Here is a 20790-nt window from a genome sequence, read left to right as displayed (position 1 = left end):
CGTTATCGATTGCGAATTCTGGCTGGTATTATTAAGGAAAAATATCAGTATTTAACATGAGTGTTTATACCCATAAAATCAGCTATTGTAGAACATGCATGACTTAATAGAGAAATAATTCCTTATTTAAGAATAGTTTTTATTTTTGATGAGTGATCAAGAAATCGTGGATTTTGAGATTGATAAAATAACTCTCTCTCGAGTTAATTTGATATAAGAATTCAATAAATCAGGGTATGAAAAAGAGGAAATTATTAGTTAGAGATCTAACATTAAGAGATGGTCAGCAATCTCTTTTTGCAACCAGAATGCCTCAGGCAGAGATAGAGAAAGTTTTGCACTTGTATAAAAAGGCGAACTTTTATGCGATGGAAGTATGGGGTGGCGCAGTACCTGATTCTGTAATGCGTTATTTGAATGAGGATCCTTGGTACCGTTTAGAGTCCATTAAGAAAGAGATTGGCGATGTTTCCAAACTTACGGCCTTATCTCGCGGACGCAATCTATTCGGATACAGTCCATATCCTGAATCAGTAATTGAAAAGTTTAATACACAAGCTGTAAAATCAGGATTGGGTATTATGCGTATTTTCGATTGTTTGAACGATATTGAAAATATGAAGTCGACCATTAAGTATGTGAAAGCTGCTGGAGGTATGGCCGATTGTGCAGTATGTTATACTGTAGACTCTAAATTTCCTGAGAAAAAAGAGGATAGAGACAGACTTACCATTAAGAATCTTCCGGATCAGATCTTTGACCTGGAATATTTTGTGAACCTGGCGAAAAAATTGGAGGCTCTTGGAGCTGATATGATTTCTTTGAAAGATATGGCCGGCCTGGCTTCACCTTCTCGTGCGGGTCAAATTATTCGTCGATTTAAAGAAGAGTTAAGTATTCCTGTTGATTTCCATTCTCACTCTACACCAGGTTATGGTTTGGCTTCGGCTTTAACTGCCATTATTAATGGTGTGGATGTTATCGATACCAACATCATGAACTTTGCTGGTGGATCCGCAGCTCCTGCGTACGAGTTGATTTACCTGTTCTGTCAGAAGTTGGGCATTGAATTGGATGGAAATCCTGAGGTAGTGGTTGAAATCAACAAAATTTTGAAAGAGATTCGTGCGAATGCTTTGGCTGAGGTGGATAGCTACAAGCAGTTCCCAATTGAATTTGATATTACAAAAGATAAGCTTCCTGCTGAGATCGATCAACTATTCGATGAGGCAATAGAATATGCTAAAGCTGATAAAGAGGCTGAGCTTCTGGATGCTTGTCATGCAATTGAAAAATATTTTAATTTCCCGGCTCCTAACGAAATGGTTAAGAAGGCGGAAATTCCTGGTGGTATGTACACAAATATGCTGAACCAGTTGAAGGCTTTAGGTTTGGAAACCCTGCTTGAGAGAGTGTTAGAAGTGGTGCCAGTGGTTCGTTTGGACGCAGGTTGTCCGCCATTGGTAACCCCTTCTTCACAAATTGTAGGCGTACAGGCGGTAAACTGTGTTATCGATGAGAACTCGGGTCGTCCGTTCTATACAAATGTATCCAACCAGTTTTTTAGCTTGGTAAAAGGAGAGTACGGTACTACTCCAATCGAAATTGCTCCTGAGTTTCGTGAAAAGATCACTGGAAAGCCAGAGAGAGAAGATTATGATGTGAGCAATTACCAGGCACCTGAAAATCCAAATCTGCCACAATACGGAAATGTGAAATTGGCTGTTGACGATAAAGAATACATGCTTTTGGAACTGTTCCCATTGGTAGCAAAAGGATATTTGGAAGGGAAGCGCAAGGATGAATTTGAAGCCCAAAGAGTAGAAAATCGCAAGAAAATTACTGCTGAAAGAGCTGCAATTAAGAGAACCCGCAAACTGAAGATTCGTGATTTGACATTGCGTGATGGTCAGCAATCACTGTTTGCAACTCGTGTGCCACAACACGAAATAGAAAAGGTTCTTCCTTTGTATAAAGATGCCAATTTCTACGCATTAGAAGTTTGGGGAGGTGCAATTCCCGATTCGGTAATACGTTACCTGAACGAAGATCCATGGCATCGATTGGAATCCATCAAGGAGGTAATTGGTGATGTTTCACATCTAACAGCATTGTCGCGCGGAAGAAACTTATTTGGTTACTCGCCTTATCCAGAGTCGGTAATCGAAGGTTTTAACAAGAATGCTGTGAAATCAGGTTTGGGTATCATGCGTATTTTCGATTGTTTGAACGATGTGAAGAACATGGAAACTACCATCAAGTATATGAAAGAGGCAGGAGGTATTGCCGACTGTGCGGTTTGTTATACGGTAGATCCAAAGTTCACCAATAAACAAAGATGGAAGGCCCTTTTATCAGGAAAGAAATTGCCTAAGAAGATTTTCGATGTAAATTATTTCGTGAACAAGGCCAAGCAAATGGAAGTGCTTGGCGCGGATATGATCACTGTGAAGGATATGGCAGGATTGATTCCTCCATCATTATCGGGTAAGATCGTGAAGCGATTGAAACAAGAGCTTAATGTTCCGATTGATTTCCACACCCACTGTACTCCAGGTTATGGTCTGGGAGCTGTACTAATGGCCATAGTGAACGGTGTGGATGTGGTAGATACCTGTATGCTGAACTTTGCAGGAGGTCCTGCTGCTCCATCATTCGAAATAATTCAGCTTTTCGCTGATAAATTAGGTTTGGATACTGGAGTGAATCTCGATTCTGTTGTTGCCATTAACAAGGAATTGAAGGGAATCCGTGAAAGAATTGCTGAGTTCGATTCTTATAAAATGTTCCCATTAGAGTTCGATATTACTGCTGATTATCTTCCGAAAGAGATTGATGCATTATTCGATAAAGCTATTGAATTGGCTAAAGCCGATAAAGAAGAAGAGTTGTTGGCAACCTGTCATGCAATCGAGAAGTACTTTAATTTCCCTGAACCAAATGAGAAAGTGAAAGCTGCTGAGATTCCTGGAGGTATGTATACTAACATGCTGGCTCAGTTAAAAGCACTTGGTTTGGAAGATTTATTGCCAACCGTATTGGAGAAGGTGCCAGAGGTTCGTGTAGCTGCAGGTTGTCCTCCTTTGGTAACGCCATCCTCACAAATTGTAGGAGTTCAGGCAGTAAACTACGTATTGGATGTGAACAGCGGAAAAGCTCCATACACTAATGTAAATAACCAATTCTTTAATTTGGTAAAAGGAGAATATGGCGAAACACCAATAGAAATCGATCCGGAATTCCGTCATAAAATTTGTGGACAAAGTGAGGCTACAGATTATGATGTAAACAAGTATCAGGCTCCTGAGAATCCTGTCTTGCATGAGTTGGGAGGAGTAAAGCTTGCCGAAAACGAGAAAGAAATGTTGTTGTTGGAGTTGTTTCCAACTGTAGCGACTCCATTCCTGAAGAACAGAAAAGCGGATGCTTATTACGAAAAAGTAGCTGTAGAAGAGAATGAAAAGCAAAGGATTATTGAGGAGAAGAAAGCTGCTTATGCTGCAATTCCAATAGAAGAAAAATATGAAATGTTACTTCGTGGATTGTACAGCTTGGCTGGGGATTCTAAACAGGCAACTGGGGATATTACTCAACCGGAGGAGAAAGAGTCGAAACTTGATATTAAAACCAAAGAAATACTAACGGCACAAAAGCCAAAAAGCAGATTAGTAGGGTAAAGTTTTCTATTATATTTTTTATACACAACTTAAAAGTGCTATTCCTTATGGAGTAGCACTTTTTGATTTGTCTTAAATTCTGTTTCGGATAATGCTTTTTTACTGCAATTCTTCTGTTTTAGTAATGTGGTAATGATAATATAAATAAGTTCTTACTATCACAATTAAAAGTAGTACCTAGCATATTTAAAAGTTCTACCTATCACTTTGTAAAGTTATAGTAAGAACATTAAGAAGTTCTAGTAAGCACTTTGCAAAGTTGTAGTAAGCACTTTGACAAGTTGTAGTAACAAGAATTTGAAGTGATAGTTAAAACAAAAAAAGACTGTACCTTGCTTGGGTACAGTCCTTTGTAATATCATCAAGTTTGTATTGCTTGGCTATTCATATTTCAATGCATAAACAGGATCTTTTCTGGCTGCATTATAGGTTTGCCAACTTACGGTGATGATCGCAATAAGAATTGCAATTATTCCTGCGAAGGCAAATATCCACCAGCTTAGATCAATTCGATAAGCAAAGCTTTTTAACCAGTCATCGGCGGCGTAAAATGCAATTGGAGATGCAATTACGAAAGCCATAGCTACCCATACAACATACTCGGTGATTAATTGCAGCATGATTTCCAAGGAACTTGCACCATTTGCTTTTCTGATTCCTATTTCTTTTGTTTTGTGTTGTATGCTATAGGATGACAAGGCATACATTCCAAGTATTGAGAGTAGAATAGAAAGAATAGAAAATAGGGTCAAGGCTTTCATTTCATTGTACTGGTTTCGGTAAATTTTGAAATAGCTATCACTCAGAAATTCATATTTCATTGGGTGATCTGGATACATCTGACTCCAAGTTTCTTGCAAATTCTTAAGCGCTTTAGAGGTGTTGTTTTTATCAATTTTAACCAGAAAAGTACTGTTGAAAATACGTTTTAAACCAATAACTTCTGCTTTTTCTTCCGAGAACATGTCGGCATAATGCAAGTCCTTGATTACGGCAACAATCTCACCTTGTTTAAAATAGGTTTGAGATATGAAATTGTATTTGAACTGTTTTCCTATGGCATCTTGAGGATTTGTAAAGCCCAACTTTTTGGAAGCGGATTCATTTAAAATGTATTGTTCTTTAAAATTACGATAGGATGGATCAAGATTATTGATGTTTTTGATAGCGGCTTCTTTATTGGGAGAAATGGCCGCACTTTCCCATATAAAACTTGAACCACTTTTAAGATTTAAATCACCCGCCAATGCTTGAATATCAAATAGCTTAAAAAACTCCTGATCAACGGAGTTAATCGAGATTGTATTGTTTTCACTTCTATCAATTCCTTCCATTTCAAAAGGGTAAACGAAATCGGGTGTTGTACCTGGAGGCATCATGGTTGACGAAATCATTAGTATTTCGGGATGTTTTAAAGCCTTTTCTTTGAAAAGATCAAATGTACTGATAGCCGCATATGGAAATTCAGTAATTGTAATAATGGATTCTTTGTCTTTTCCGGGGTGAAAATTCTTGATCTTTGAAATCTGTTGATTTAAAACAATGGTTAAAACCAAGGCTACAATGGATAGCGTAAATTGGCAAACCAAGGAGATAATGAATTTCTTCGAACCTTCTTCTTTCTGATTGCTTAAATTTGAAGAGATCTTCCTGGTGTATAAAGGGAGTAGTGAAATTGCTCCAAATACAACAATAAAGCACATAACAAGAAGTGTAAACAATACTCCTTCGTTTTTAATGATAAACTTAAATTCTATAAAACGATTAAAAATAAAAGAGAGTATGCTTCCTATGATGATGGCTAGAGAGATCTGTATAGATGATTTCTTAATTTGTGATAGAGAAAGATCTAAGAGGTTTGCACCGTTGATAACTTTAATTTTGAGATTGTTTAAATCGCTATTTAGCTGAACCGTAGTCAGGTTGAAATAGTTAATCATTGTGATTAAAAGGATAATAAGAGCACCTGACATTATTACCCAAATGGTTTTAATTGTACCATTTGAACCAAGCTCATCCTTTTTATGACTTTTTAGATGAATGTCACGAAGATTCATCAGTTTAAAAGTAGGAGAGACCTCTTCTTCAGCAACATTTTCTTTCCAATGTTTGTTTAAAGAAAGCTCCAATTGATCAGGTTTTACATCCGGATGCAATAACAAGTATGTAAAAGCATGTCCGTAGGGATTACGAAGTGTTTCCAGATTGCTTGAGAGCAACATATCTGGTTGCATGTGCGAATTGGATGGATAATCATCAAATACACCTTTAACGGTATAAATTGTGCCTCCATTGCGATCAAATTCTCCCTTTAGAGTTAATTCTTTTCCAATCACATCAATGCTACCAAAATATTTTAATGCAGATTTTTTACTGATTGCGATTTCATTTGGATTATGAAAGAGGCCTTCCTTATTGCCTTTTATCAGTTTAAAATCAAATAAGGTAAAGAATGAATGATCGGTGTAGTAAGAGTTATCCAATCGAAAGATCTCTTCTTCTACCTTTACAGTATAATTGAATGGTTTTACCATTAGAACAATCTGCTCTATTCCTGGGAATTTATCGTATAAATCCTTGATGTAATGAGCATTTAAGCTAGCAGTACTTACATTGTCAGGGCTTTGCATAAAGCCAACTTTTCCAGGCTTGTCTATGTTAAGACGGTAAATCTGATCTGCTTTTGCATGAAACTTGTCGAACGACAACTCATGTTTTATATAGGATGAGGCAAAAAATACACCTGCAAAAGCAATTGCAATTCCAATGATATTAATCGCAGCCCATTTATTTTTTTTCGTTAAAATATTCATAGCTATCTGATTAATATTCAATTTGTGTAAGTTCTTTTTTCGTACTTTCCATGGTTACTTCACCATCAAACAATCTGATTACTCGATGTGCAAACTCAGCATCACGCTCCGAGTGGGTTACCATTACAATGGTGGTTCCCTCGGCATTCAGTTCGCTTAATAAGTTCATTACCTCAAGGCCGGTTTTTGAATCGAGGTTACCAGTTGGCTCATCGGCCAATAAAAGTTTTGGGTTGGGTGCAATGGCGCGCGCAATGGCAACTCTTTGTTGTTGTCCTCCTGATAATTGTTGTGGATAGTGATTTCTTCTGTGACCTATTTTCATTCTGTCCAGCATTTCCAGGACACGTTTTTTCTTCTTGCCTAAATCGTATCGTAAATACTTTAATGGCAATTCCACATTTTTATACACACTCAATTCATCAATCAGGTTGAACGATTGAAAAACAAAATTGATATTCCCTTTGCGAAATGTATTGCGCAGTTTTTCCTTAAGGCTACTTACCTCATTGTCGCAGAAATGATACTTGCCATGGGTAGGACTATCTAACATTCCCAGGATATTTAAAAGGGTAGATTTGCCACAACCCGATGGCCCCATAATGGCTACAAATTCACCTTCTTTTATTTCCAGGTTTACATTATTCAAGGCAGTGGTTTCTACCTCTTCGGTACGAAATACTTTGCTTAGGTTTTCTACTTTGATCATTTTGTTTTATTAAAGATTCGTAAGTTATATAATTATTATTGTCATGCATAAAAGAATAGAAGTTCTTCCTGCTACAATAGCACTACTATAGTTGTGCCATTGGTTCTAATTACTATGTGTAGAGGTGTTTGTGTGAATAAAGCATATTGGACAGGATCTTCCAGCTGTAAAAAATCTTTATTCTTATTGTATAGTTTTTTTACATTCTGTTGAGTTGTTGATTGCATTTCTCTACTTTTGGTAGACTAAACCCGAAGAAGTATGCCAATAGGAAATATTTTAATTATAGACGATCACAAACGTGTAAGAATTTCTCTTCAAATGCTATTGCAAGATGAGTTCGATACGGTTAACGTACTTTCTAATCCTAAAAGTTTACTTAGCGAGTTGCAGGACAATTCATATGACATTGTTCTTTTGGATATGAACTTTTCTGCTGGAGTGAATACGGGAAACGAGGGTTTGTTTTGGATGAATGAAATCCTTAAATATGATCCTGATTTGGCAGTGGTGCTGCTAACAGCATACGGAGATGTAGAATTGGCTGTAACAGCCATTAAAAAGGGAGCTACAGATTTTGTGCTGAAGCCATGGGACAACAATAAGTTGAGCTCTACTTTGAAATCGGCTTTAAGCTTGAGGCAATCGAAAAAGAAGATACAAAAGCTGGAAACCGATAAGCAAGACTTAACCAGAGAGTTGAACCAGAACAAGTCTGAAATGATTGGTAGATCAACCGTAATGATGAATCTGCGAAAGCTCCTGCAAAAAGTAGCTGTTACAGATGCAAATGTCTTGGTATTGGGTGAACATGGAACAGGAAAGGAGTTGATTGCACGAGAAATACATCAGCAATCCAATAGGAGCAATAAACCAATGGTTTCGGTAGATATGGGTGCCATGAGTGAATCGCTTTTCGAAAGCGAATTGTTTGGTCATGTGAAGGGAGCCTTTACCGATGCCAGGGAAGACAGGCAGGGAAGATTTGAATTGGCTTCGGGTGGAACCATTTTTCTGGATGAGATTGGAAATCTATCATTGGCCATGCAGGCTAAATTATTGTCGGTATTACAAAATCGAGAGGTAACTCGTGTTGGCGATCATCAAACAAGGAGTATAGACATTCGTTTGGTGTGCGCTACCAATAAAAATCTTCAGGAAATGGTTGCCGAAGGAACTTTTCGTGAAGACCTGCTTTATCGCATTAATACCATTCAGGTTGATGTGCCAGCTTTACGCGATCGTACTAGTGATATTGCTCTTTTGGCAGAGTATTTTCTAATGAAGTATGCAACGAAATACGATAAAAGGCCATTGAACTATACCGATGAAGCTTTGGTTAAGCTGCAAAATTACCCATGGCCGGGAAATGTTCGCGAGTTGCAGCATACTGTTGAAAAGGCGGTAATACTTTCGGAGGGAAGTAGGATTACCAAAGAAGATTTTCTATTAAAGCAAAATGGAACTCAAGCAAGCAATGTAGCACCTCAAAGCTTTGTAGATATGGAAAAGCAAATGATTCTTGCTGCTATGGAACGTCACGAAGGAAATCTAACACATATGGCTCGTGAGCTTGGCGTTACCCGCCCAACTCTTTATCACAAAATTAAGAAGTATGATTTATAAAAGCCTTTTTATTCAGGTTATAGTTAGTCTCAGTAGTATTTTGTTGTTGAGTTTTCTTATGGGATGGATATTTTGGGCTACGGCTTATCCATACATGGCCTTATTGGTTTTAATGCTCATTTTTTGGTTAAGTTACCGTTTGGTTCATTATCTGAATACAACCAATCGCTTGTTATCGCAATTCTTCCTTTCGGTAAAGAATGAGGATTCTGCATTAAGCTTTCCTAAAAATATTTCAGGCAAGTCCTTCGATGAATTACGCCTGGGAATGCAGGAAGTAAATCTCATCATTAGAGATTTACGCCTAAAGGCACAAAAAAAAGAGATGATAAGCGATGCCATTATTGAGCATGCAGCAGTAGGTTTGCTATCCTTTGATGAGAATGGTTTGGTGGAGTGTATAAACCACAGAGGGCGTGAATTATTGGGTATACATAACCTCTACAACATTAAGGCATTGAAAAAAAACGATGCAGACTTGTTTGATCTGTTTGAGATAATGAAGGCTGGCGATACTCGTGTCTATCATTTGCAAGGGAATGGTGTAAGTAAATACCTGCTAATTTCTTGCACTACAATTAAGCAAGAGGGAAAGGAACTAAAACTATTATCCTTTACGGATATTAAAAATGAGATGGATGCGCAGGAGTTGGAGTCTTGGCAGAAGTTGATTAATGTGCTTACCCATGAGATTATGAATTCTGTATCTCCTCTTACCTGTTTATCTGAAAAACTGGAAAGCAATTACCAGCAAATTGAAACCGGTACGATTCTTACCGAATCGGTTCTTAGCAAAACACGCAACGGACTTCAAGTGATAAAGGAGCAAGGGCAGGGACTCATGTATTTTGTTGAGGCTTATCGTGAGCTATCGAGAATTCCAAAGCCTAATCCACAAGTCATTAGCGTATCTCAACTGTTTATACATTTGCAAGATTTGTTGCACATGTATTCCAATGATCAAGAGCAGTATTATTTCAGCATCAGTCCAAAAGATCTACAGTTCTATGCTGATGAGGCTCTTGTGAAACAGGTTTTAATTAACCTGGTAAAGAATGCGCGTCAGGCCATTCTCAGAAGTGGGGAAATACATCTGAAAGCAGAAGAAAAACAAAATGGCCATGTAGAAATCAGTATTACCGATAATGGAGGAGGTATCTCTGCAGAGGATATGAAAAATATATTCATTCCATTTTTTACTACTAAAGAGGAAGGATCAGGAATTGGCTTAAGCCTTGCGCGCCAGATTATGCGTTTGCACCATGGTCATATTTCGGTGGAATCGGAAGAGGGAAAGGGTACAAAGGTTAAGCTGGTTTTTCAGCATAGCTGTTGATAGTTGAACCTTAATAAATGACTATCATATTATTTAGAATATGATTACTTTAGTAGAAGAACCCAAAACTACTTAAATATGAGTATGAAGGAAATAAGTCTCTTGCTTTATCCCAACAATATCAGCAATCAGAAAAACGATTATTACGCTCAAGTAAGGTATGTAGGTACCATCACCAATAAGGATATTGCCGATTTGATGATTGCCGAAGGATCGGAATATCACAAAGAGAGTATTATAGACATTCTCACCCGATGTGATAGAATCAAAATGGAGAAGTTGGCTGAGGGGTATAAAATCAATACTGAATTATTCCAATTTCACTTAAGTGTTAAAGGGCACTTTAATGCTGCTAGCAATGGAATTGATCCGGAAGAACACCAAATAAAACTTAAATTTTCGGCAAGTAAAAGGATGCGAGAGCTGCTTGCAAAATCGAAAGTGCGAATCCTGGGTTTGGCCAATACCAAACCTAAAATAGGAAGAGTTACCGATTTAACAACCAAATCGGAAAATAAGCTGATTACACCAGGACAAGTGCTGCAAATTGAGGGTAAACGTCTTAAAATTAGAGGCGATGATTCGAGTGTAGGGGTATATTTGCTTGACAAAAAAAGCAATGAAAGAATTAAATGCAAGCAGGTAATTGGTAACGAACCGCAAAAGTTATTGATATTATTGCCCGATTTGCAGGGAGGGGAATATTTGCTTGAAGTATACACCCAGTTTGCAATGAATCGAAAATTGATAAATACTACTGTAAGCACAAGCTTTCACCTTCCCCTATATGTGAAATAGCAATGAACCATGCTTAGCCACATGCCCGAAGGTATGGTGCACACCCTTAGAAGGGTGCGTATATATGCCCTTAATAGGGTGCGATCACACACCCTCTTAAGGGTGTGCATACCATATACGTAGCAAGGGGATTGTGGCATTAGTGAATAGGGGAGCTGTTATTGAAAGGAGTAGGATGGGGAATTGATCCAAAGCAGGCGAGCTTTATCACTTTGCAATTAAGATCCCTTAAGGATTTTTAACCAATTTTATACCTTATTTCGTCAAACTATTGGTTTGAAGCTAAAACATATACACTATTTAAACCGTATTTAAATAGACAGCAATCCTTTTTATTCAGCTTTAAACCAAATACCATGTTATACAAAAAATTAAAATGTATTATTGGTAGGTGTTATTTGATACTTGCCATATTGGTTGGCACAGCCATAATTACAAGTGCGCAGGAACAATTTATACAAGATTCCATCCCATATGATGATGTACGTGTTGATGAACCAGATCAAATTCAGAAGCAGGAAAAACAGAAAAAGAACAGTATTCCCATTGGTTTGTTTGCCTATAACAAATGGGTGGATTTAAACGAAAATGAAATCGTTGAAAAGAATGAGTTTTTTGGACTGGGGAAACAATCTTATGCCAAAGGAGAGTCCATTAGTGCTTCTTTGTACGATCCGGCGATAAAAGAAGGTACAAACCTAAAACTTAGAATTTGGGATACCAGCGGAAACTTAATTCGAACGGTTCGTAAAAATTATACTACAAAACCTTTGTTTACCTACTCAAATTTCGATGCTTTTCTGCCAGTAGGAGAGTATATCATGACCATTAATCCAGCAGAATCAGGAAAAACATATCAAATTGACTTTCTGATAAAGGAACCAAATGGCAATGCTTTTGCAAAGATCAGGAAAAAATTACTTCCCGAGAGTTTTCATCTATTTAAGGAATGGATTGATGAGGATGGAGATATGAAGCTGGATAGTGCAGAGGTAATTGGTTTGGATCAAAAACAGTTTGAGCTTGGGAAAGTTGATTTTCAAGTTGGATTGAATCTTCCAATGAATGATAAACGAGTGGTTTATCAGATATGGAATTCTACCTATGATATGATTGCAATGAATATTTCCCGACTGGATAGTTTGCAACACTATACCATGAAAGAAGATACGATTCATCCTGGCAATCAGTTCTTGCGAGTTTTAAAGAATGCACCCGAAGGAGAATATATGATTACTGCATCCTTGGATATGAAAGATCCTATACAATATAGAATATTAGTACAAATTGGCGATTCTACGGCCAATATTGTTAAGACTGATGAGGCTATGGCAGCCCAAGCTGATGAAACACCAGAATTGGAAGAGGTAAGCGAAGGAATTCCGGAAACTCCTGCTATGGCAATGAATATTAGTGAGAATGTTGAGAATTTAGCTCCGGAGTTTACCAAAGGCCAGGAAGGGTTCTTCTTTTTTACAGGTTTTATTGATTTGAATGAAAACAACAAGCAGGAGAGAGAAGAATTTATGGGAGCCGATCAGGAGTATTATTATTCAGAATCGGAGAATGTGTTTGTTCAGTTTCATTTAAAGCAATTCGTTAATAGTGAATTGAATCTGAAACTATTTAATACAGAAGATCAGCTGGTTCGTGAACAAATTGGGAATTATACCGAGTCTCCTTTTGTATTTAAAGTATCAATGCCTGATGAGCCTTTAATTCCTGGCGAATACAAATTAATTATGCAACCAGGTGGTTCGGAAATCAAATACCGATTGGAGCTTACAATTAAATAAGCTTACATTATATAAAATATAAAAACTCCCACTTGGCATTGTAGCTAAGCGGGAGTTTTACTTGATCTATAAACTATAAAGAAAACTAATTACTTTTTTATCACTTTTTTTGTTAGTCTCGAACCATCTTCCATTTCGAAAATGAATAAATACATGCCACTGGCTAAGTTGCTAAGATTTATTTCTTCCGATCTATTTGGAGTACCAATTGTTCTTACCATACGACCACTTAAACTATAAATCTTAATCTGATCGACCCCTTTTAAATTCGATAGGTATAGAATATCTTTAACAGGATTAGGATACAGCTTAAGCTCTTTTTCCAATATATCATCTATGCCTGTAGTAAAAGCGATTACATCAGTATAATTACTATATGCCTTATTTCCTGTAAGTAGTTCGCCAGTTTGGGCAACCGGTGTAACTGCAAATCGGATGTATTTTCCACCATCGGCATTAAGAAGCGTGTAACTTAAGCTTGTAGCACCCGAAATTTCACTTTCATTGGTACCTTGCGTATCGTCTGATCTGTACCATTGGAATATTGATGTTCCTTCTGCATCATTTTCAGGATCGCTATATACATAGCTTGCAGTTAGAATTTCACCTTCCGTAAGAGTTCCCGTAATTTCTACATTACTTGCAACAGGAGCATTTACCAATGAAACAATTTGATCAGTATAAGAAGAATAAACTGTATTACCCTGAAGTAATTCACCGGTTTGTGCAACAGGAGTTACTGAGAACCTAATGTATTTGTCTCGGTCGTCGCCAGTAAGCTGATAAGTTTTATTGGTAGCACCACTAATACTCATTTCATTCTTACCATTGGTATCCTCAGCTCTATACCATCTGTAAACAGATGCACCCTCTGTATCTCCATTTACATCAGAGTAGTTGTATGATGCAGTAAGCGTTTCATTCTCTTTCGCAGTACCGGCAATGGTTACATTACTAGCAACAGGTGCTGAAATAACATTAGGTTGAGTCAATTGCTTTGTGGTGTAGATGTGATATTCACCAGGCTTAAGAGTAATGTTGGCATTGGCATCCGTTACATTAAGTTCCTGACCTGAGAAATAATCATACCATGTTCCTGTTTTACTAAAATTAGCAGAAATACTACCTTCCTTGATATCAAAATTACCGATGATACGAACATCCATATCAGCATGATTAATTTCGATACGCTTTAAGGCTTGTGAAGTAATTAAATTAAAATTGTCTGATTCAAATGCAGGCTCTTCCTTTTTAATCTTTGCCAAGGCAGAAAATACCTGATATACTTTTTTACGATAAGGATCATCCTGATATTCCCATTTTACTGGTTTTTTACTAGTTCTTCCACCTTCATTAATAGAGATATCATAGCCTAGCTCACCGAATTGCCAAATCATTTTTGGTCCGGGAATGGTTAGGAAGAAAGCTGCTGCGGTTTCAACTCTTGAAAGGCCAGTATTCAGACTTCTTACATTGTAACCATCTAAAGATTTACCTTCAGTAAGGTTACTATACATCATTCGTTCTTCATCGTGGCTTTCCATATAGCTAACTAATTTAGGGCCATCCCATCCTCTGTTTTTCCATGAAGTCCCATGAAAATTAGAACTGTTCCCTATGGTTGCTGCACGATAGTCATGATTGGCATTCCCCCAAAGCAGGATCCCATGAGCAGCAAGTTCTTTCTCCTCTTGATTATCCGAAAGATGTTCAAAGATAACAACAGCATCAGATTTTATATTCCAGATTTCTGTTGCCATTCGCGTCAAATTGGCAATTCTGGCTGCATCGTACTGACTACCCCATGGGTCAGAAGATTCAGGGTGAATTTTGTTTGAGAACCCTTTGGTGAAATCGAAACGGAAACCATCGATGTGATATTCTTCCATCCAATAGGAGTTAATTCTATCGACCAAATCTTTTGTTTCCTGTTTGTCATGATTTAAATCATATCCCCAATGTGCAGCACCAATCTCAAAATTGTGCTCCTGATTGTACCATGGATTATTAGCTGTTGGTTTGCTACCATCAAAATACATGCGTAAGAATGGCGACTGTCCATAGGTATGATTCAATACCATATCCATCAACACAGCAATTCCACGTTTGTGACATTCATTGATGAAGGCTTTGTAATCGTTTTTAGTACCATATGCTTTATCTGGAGCAAAATAGAATGATGGATTGTAACCCCATGAGTCATTTCCTTCAAATTCGTTAAAAGGCATCAGTTCAATTGCATTTACACCTAATCTTTCTAAATAATCTAGAGTATCAGTTACTGTTTTGATATTACCAGCTGCAGTAAAATCTCTTACATGAAGTTCATAAACAACCAAGTCTTCCTTTTTAGGCATGGTAAATCCATCATCAGTCCAGCTAAATGCTGTTTGTGCTGTTTGGAATACACTGGCAATTTCGCTTGTTTTTCCTTCCGGATAATCAATTAGATTAGGGTAGGTTTCGTCAGTAATGTATTTGTCATTCCAAGGATCTGATATTTTATCGGCATATGGATCTGCAATTTTAATGTCTCCATCAATAAGATATTGGAAAATGTATTCTTTACCAGCTTGAAGGTTATTAATGGTCACCCAAAAGTTGTCTCCATCCTTTTTCATTTGGTACATGTTATCAAGTTTCCAATCAGAAAAATCTCCAATGGCATATACATATTCCTTGTTGGGAGCATACAGAACAAGTGTTACTGAGGTATCATCAATATAATTGATACCAGCAACAACATTGGCAGGCATGCTTTCATTTACAACATCATCGCGAACGAAGAAATTAACTGTAGCTCTAACTTCTTCAGAACCATCAGTAGCAACAGCTACCAACCCATGATTACCGGCAACGCCAGTATTAATGGTTTTACTAATTTCAGTTTCCGTGGTAGTTTCATTTTCAACACCATCCAAAAACAGGCTTAGGTTTGTACTGGCATTGGACTGTACTGTAACCTGTAAATCTTCATTTTTTTGAATGACTTTGTTGTTGGCAGGAGCAGAGAAGCTAACATTTAAGCCACCTTCGCTCACATCTACAAATATATCAGTTCCGCCATCACCTTTTCCTTCTTTTGAGTTATCGGAAGCACGAAACACGAAAGCCATTTTTAATATTTTTTCTCCATCAGCAACAGCATAGTATTCACGAATGCTTGGAGTAATCTTCAATTCCCACTTGTTGTTTTCAAGTGAGGTCAATTTGTACTTGGCACTATTATCTCCCCAGGTAGGAGCATATTTCCAGTCGGTATCAGAAGTACTTTTGTCGGTAATTACACCTGTGTGAGCATAAACATCTCCAGTGTAATCCTTTAATCCTCCAGTTCCCAAAGTAGCGTCAAAAGTAATGGTCACTTCATCACTTTCGGTAGGAAAGGCGGGAGAGGTTGTTATGATTTGTGCCTGACTAATGAATGATATTAGCAGGAATATAAAGGTGAGATATGTATAAAGTTTCTTCATAATCAGAACTTTGTATTGATTGAATTCCGTTTGGTTTCAGTATAAAAAAATGCAATCAGCAACCAGAATAGTTACCAATTGCATTTAATTATTTGAAGCAGGGTAGCCTCATGACTACCCTACATGCTTATAGTTTTATTAAGGTGTTGTGATCGAACCAGCTCCGGTTAAGAAGTTAAGAGAGATATTGTCACCTGCAGTAACATTTACTCTATCCTGGTCACCACCAGTTCCTCTGAATTCAATTTTGTCATTAAGAACGATGAATTCAGCTTGCCACCAATCACAGTTCAATGTAGGTGCATCAACATACATTCTTAATTCGCCATCGTTAGGAACTCCATCAAATTTAATTACTTTATTGGTATTGTCAACAGTGAAAAGATCAGCAGGATCTCCACCATCCCATCCACCAAACACATTACCCATACCGTAAACTTTAGGCTCGGCAATTTCGATCGTGTTATTTGCTAAGTCAACAACAACCATGTAATATCCAGCTATTGCAGGAACAGGAATGTCTGTACCACCTTTGGCGTAAACTCCATTGGTTGCATCACCATCTCTACCAAAATCGTTTGACCATGCAGCTTGAGGAGCACATTTGAAGCTTCCTGAACCTTTCATCCAAACAATTTTCCAGAACAATTCAGGATGACTGTTAACAGGAACAAATTGAAGTTCGTTTTTCCAATCCCAGTTTTCATCATCAGGACCAACTCCATTACCAGTCATGTAAAGTTCAGTTGGAAATACAGGCTTAGCAACAATTGTAAAAGTACCTGCGTTTAGATCTACAGTAATGTCATATTCAGCATCACCACCATCGAAAGTAATGTTTCCATTAGCAGTTTTTGGACCTAAGATACCAGTGTTACCATTTTCTTGAATGTTCCCCCAATCAAGGTCACCCCAGCTTTGTTGGCCTATAAATTTGAACTGAGCACCATCTTTCAATGCTTTCTCAATAGTATAAACACCTTCGCTTACTTTAGTAAATGCAACAGCATTTCCAGCATCCCAAGTAGGATCGGTAGAATTGTAATCACCTACCATATAAAGGTTATCGTAATCAAAACCATAAGTAGCTGAACCTACTACATGCGAAGTAATGTTTAGTGAGCTCGATACAAAGTCAGCTTCAACTTTATACCATCCAGTTTCACCAGTGAATTTGAAGTTTCCAGCATCGTCACCAGCAGCTTCGATATTATCAGATTTTGTTGCGAATTTACCAAAGTTGTAATCATATCCATCATTACCTTGCTTTTCAGCAAATTTGAATAAACCATCTTTAGTAAGCTTCAAGTATTTGGTGTAAATATCATTAGCACCATAAGCTTTTAAAGCTTTTGTTACATCTGATTCAGAAGTAGCCGTTCCATAGATGTAGAATTCTGATGGAATTGGTACATCAAGGTATGGAGTTACTTTCATAGAAACTGCATTCGAGTACAAGCTATTTAAATCTTCATTTGCAAAAGCTCTAATTCTTGCTTCTAACTCTACCTGCTTTGCAGGAGGATATCTTCCTGAAATCAACTCATTAAGACCTCCTACTGTGATTGTAGTTGTTGTTGCTGCAATTCTATCAAATTCCAAAGGATTGGCAAATTCATTACCTACAGTATCAATCTGAACGTAATATCTCACTCCAATAGGATCTGCGAAAGTAGTTTCAGACCAGGTAAGTTCAACAATGGTTTCACCTTCGTTCTTTTTCATAAGAACCAGGTCGATTTCTTCTGTTAGTTCATTAAGTACAGGTGCTGTACCTTGAACTGGTTCTGTTACATCTGGCGTGTCAAAATCATCGTCGCAGGCAACGAATAGAACTGCCAAAAGTGATATAAATAAATATTTTAAATTTTTCATGTTTATTCAATTTTACCAGTTTGATTAATAAAGTCAAGCTCTATGGTCTGTTCGCCTGCGTTAACATTAACTCTTTCCTGATCATCACCAGCTTCTCTGTAAACAATCTTACCATCAAAGAATAAGAATTCAGCATGCCACCAGTCTCCAATATATGGGTGGGTAACGTGTAATCTAAGTTCTCCAGCTTGTAAGGATTTTGTTAAGAACATTTTCTTGTTCTCAGCATCTAACTTAAACTTGTTATCATCTACAACAGAACTAGTAGGCCACACATTACCAATGGTAGGACCTGTAATGTATATGTTAGCAGGTTCTATTAGTAACTTGTTTGTTGCTAAATTAACACCAACGGTATAATAGCCAGCAGTTCCTGGAACAGGAATATCTTCACCTCTATTGTCAGTAGTACCTAATGTGTACTCACCAGTAGCAGGATCAGCATCTCCAATTTTACCGATTACTCCTTTATAGTTTTCATCAGAGCAAAGTTTGAAAGTACCATTAGCTTCCATCCAAACAATAGTCCAAGAATCATCTGGTTCACTATGAACTTTATTGAATTTAAGCTTGTTGTTTTGTGCAACACGTCCAACACCATTACCAAATAGATAGAATGTTTCAGGAGCAAAAAGAATATCCAGATATGGAGTAGTTGAAAAGCTAACTGATTCAGAATAAAGAGTGTCAACTCCTGATAAAGAGTAAGTCATAACTCTTGCAGAAACATTTGCTTCTACATCTACTGGCAATAAAAGAGATTCTGTAAGAAGCTCATTTAATGCTCCTACTGTAAAAGTAAAAGAATCGTCTGCAGCGCTAATATCAAAAGTAACAGGATTTGCAAAATCGTTTGATGTAGCAAATTGAAGCTGATGGGTTGTAACAATATCTACACCATATGATGCAGGAGTATATGTTATTTTAATTGATTCAGCTTTAATATCCTTAGAAATGTTCAAAGTAGAACCAAAACCTGTGATGTTACTTGCAGGCTCATAATTTGAATCATTTAATTTGATAATATCATCGTCCTCGCAAGAAAAAAGGCTTACTGCAAGAAGTAATATTAGTATGTATTTTATATTCTTCATAACGTATTTTTAAATCTATTAATAACCTGAGATATTCGACAGATTCGGATTCGCATTGATATCTGATGACGGAATTGGAAATACATTATATTTTGCATCAGTTGATGTACCACCAGCAACAGCGCCTTTCCATGGCCAATTATAAGTTCCGCCTGTTAATTTTTCAAATCTAATCAAGTCGGTTCTTCTATGGCACTCCCAATATAGTTCTCGTCCTCTTTCGTCAAGGATAAAATCTAGGTTCAAATCACCTTCGGTGATGTTACCAGATGTATCGCCATATGCTCTTTCTCTAAGTTCGTTGATATAATCTACTGCAGCAGATGTAGTACCACCAGTACCTCCACGAAGTACAGCTTCAGCATATACCAGATAGAAATCAGCTAGTCGGTACAATGGGAAATCAGTATCAGGAAATGATAAATTTGACCCTACGGCTCCTGTTGAAGTAATATTTCTAAACTTACGCAATGCATATCCATCTCTAAAGTTAAAAATGTCTCCGATTTCAAGGTTTTGTCCTTCGGTAAAGAACAAGCCACGAGCATCGGTGCCAGTTACATCAGGAAAAAGATTTACAAAAGCTGAAGTAGTTCGGTTACCACCCCAACCACCATCGATACCAGACTCGCTTGCAGGCATGTCGCCTCCAACGGTAGAGTGAATGATGAAAGTCATACCACCCCAGGTTTGAGTGTTGTTACCATCCGATGTGATAGGGAAGATAATTTCATTAGTTCTTAAATGATTATCAGCTAAGAATAAATTCTCATAATCAGCTTCTAATGAATAGCTATCTATAATTTTATTACTATAGGTAATTGCTTCAGTATACTTAGGAGTATTAATGTAAACTTCTGCATTCAAATACATTTTTGCTAGAATTGCCCACGCTAAACCTTTATCCGCTCTACCATACTCATTGGTTCCTGGATCCATTAGGTCATTTTCAATAGTAGTAAGTTCTGTTTCTACATAATCAAAAAGTTGTTGTTGCGTTGCCATTTCCGGGAAGAAAAATGATCCAATACGATCTTTTTCGGTTACAAAAGGACCACGACCAAACATATCTAACATATGGTAGTAGCTTAGAGCTCTTAATACTCTTGCTTCGTTTCTAAATGCATCGAATTCTGATTTTCCTTCAGTTAGTTGAATCAGATTGTTACAATACGCAATCTCAAGATTGATACGGTAATACATTGCCGTAACAAATTCATTGTTGTTATCCCAGTCTTGATCATGTAAATCTCTCAAATTACCATCGTTCCAGGCACAAATAGCTTCGTCTGTTGGTAGCTCCTGATGATTCCATAATAATCTTAAATATGATGAAAAACTACCATTAATGCTACCAATATCCTGATTATCATCAACACCATTTTGTCCACCTAAAATAAGACCTGCATAGCATTTAGCTAAAAGTTGTTTGTACGATTCAGCATCGGTTAACACCTTATCAGAAGTTGCCAGGTCCTCACTAAGAGGAGTAGTGTTCAAATCATCCTCACACGACACACATGCAAATAATAATGCAAATGCTATCATGATATAATTTGTTTTAAAATATTTTTTATTCATAACTAATAACAT

At 37.3% G+C, this 20790-nt stretch carries 11 protein-coding genes; 5 read left to right on the top strand and 6 right to left on the bottom strand.

The window, feature by feature from the left end; translation table 11 throughout:
- The first annotated feature begins 236 nt into the window (after positions 1–236).
- Positions 237–3677 (top strand): hypothetical protein, encoded by a 3441-nt coding sequence (locus BXY64_RS21455; RefSeq protein WP_211334494.1) that lies wholly within the window; start codon positions 237–239, stop codon positions 3675–3677.
- A 380-nt stretch (positions 3678–4057) separates the two neighbouring features.
- On the opposite strand, the gene BXY64_RS13110 is transcribed toward BXY64_RS21455, so the two are convergent.
- Together BXY64_RS13110 and BXY64_RS13105 are read right to left on the bottom strand one after the other, a co-directional pair.
- Positions 4058–6490 (bottom strand): ABC transporter permease, encoded by a 2433-nt coding sequence (locus BXY64_RS13110; RefSeq protein WP_120240434.1) that lies wholly within the window; start codon positions 6488–6490, stop codon positions 4058–4060.
- 10 nt (positions 6491–6500) lie between these two features.
- On the bottom strand, positions 6501–7199 hold the full coding sequence (locus BXY64_RS13105) for an ABC transporter ATP-binding protein (protein ID WP_120240433.1): 699 nt from the start codon (positions 7197–7199) through the stop codon (positions 6501–6503).
- A 261-nt stretch (positions 7200–7460) separates the two neighbouring features.
- Here BXY64_RS13105 and BXY64_RS13100 point away from each other — a divergent pair, with 261 nt between their 5' ends.
- From BXY64_RS13100 to BXY64_RS13085, 4 genes are all read left to right on the top strand, one after another.
- A complete protein-coding gene (locus tag BXY64_RS13100; protein WP_120240432.1) occupies positions 7461–8825 on the top strand; it encodes a sigma-54-dependent transcriptional regulator in 1365 nt (454 codons plus the stop codon).
- Entirely contained in the window at positions 8815–10161 is a 1347-nt protein-coding gene (locus BXY64_RS13095) for a sensor histidine kinase (RefSeq protein WP_120240431.1), read from the top strand. The genes BXY64_RS13100 and BXY64_RS13095 overlap by 11 nt, the downstream gene beginning before the upstream one ends.
- A gap of 78 nt (positions 10162–10239) precedes the next feature.
- Positions 10240–10959, top strand: a complete 720-nt coding sequence (locus BXY64_RS13090; RefSeq protein ID WP_120240430.1) for a DNA-binding domain-containing protein — start codon at positions 10240–10242, stop codon at positions 10957–10959.
- Positions 10960–11315: 356 nt separating this feature from the next.
- Complete coding sequence (locus BXY64_RS13085; RefSeq protein ID WP_120240429.1) at positions 11316–12755, top strand: hypothetical protein; 1440 nt, start codon at positions 11316–11318, stop codon at positions 12753–12755.
- An 89-nt stretch (positions 12756–12844) separates the two neighbouring features.
- Here BXY64_RS13085 and BXY64_RS13080 read toward each other — a convergent pair whose 3' ends face one another.
- From BXY64_RS13080 to BXY64_RS13065, 4 genes are all read right to left on the bottom strand, one after another.
- Positions 12845–16228 (bottom strand): alpha-amylase family glycosyl hydrolase, encoded by a 3384-nt coding sequence (locus BXY64_RS13080; RefSeq protein ID WP_120240428.1) that lies wholly within the window; start codon positions 16226–16228, stop codon positions 12845–12847.
- A 138-nt stretch (positions 16229–16366) separates the two neighbouring features.
- The gene (locus tag BXY64_RS13075; RefSeq protein WP_120240427.1) at positions 16367–18103 is read right to left on the bottom strand and encodes a SusF/SusE family outer membrane protein; all 1737 of its coding nucleotides are present in this window, start codon (positions 18101–18103) and stop codon (positions 16367–16369) included.
- A gap of 2 nt (positions 18104–18105) precedes the next feature.
- Positions 18106–19197: a SusF/SusE family outer membrane protein gene (locus BXY64_RS13070; RefSeq protein WP_120240426.1), complete on the bottom strand. Its 1092-nt coding sequence runs from the start codon at positions 19195–19197 to the stop codon at positions 18106–18108.
- An 18-nt stretch (positions 19198–19215) separates the two neighbouring features.
- Positions 19216–20745, bottom strand: a complete 1530-nt coding sequence (locus tag BXY64_RS13065; RefSeq protein ID WP_245996657.1) for a RagB/SusD family nutrient uptake outer membrane protein — start codon at positions 20743–20745, stop codon at positions 19216–19218.
- Between the last annotated feature and the right edge of the window lie 45 nt (positions 20746–20790).

Origin of the sequence: Marinifilum flexuosum, assembly GCF_003610555.1 — a bacterium.
Lineage (GTDB): Bacteria > Bacteroidota > Bacteroidia > Bacteroidales > Marinifilaceae > Marinifilum > Marinifilum flexuosum.
The sequence above is the reverse complement of the archived record's forward strand: the minus strand, read 5'-3'. Positions and strand labels throughout refer to the sequence as shown.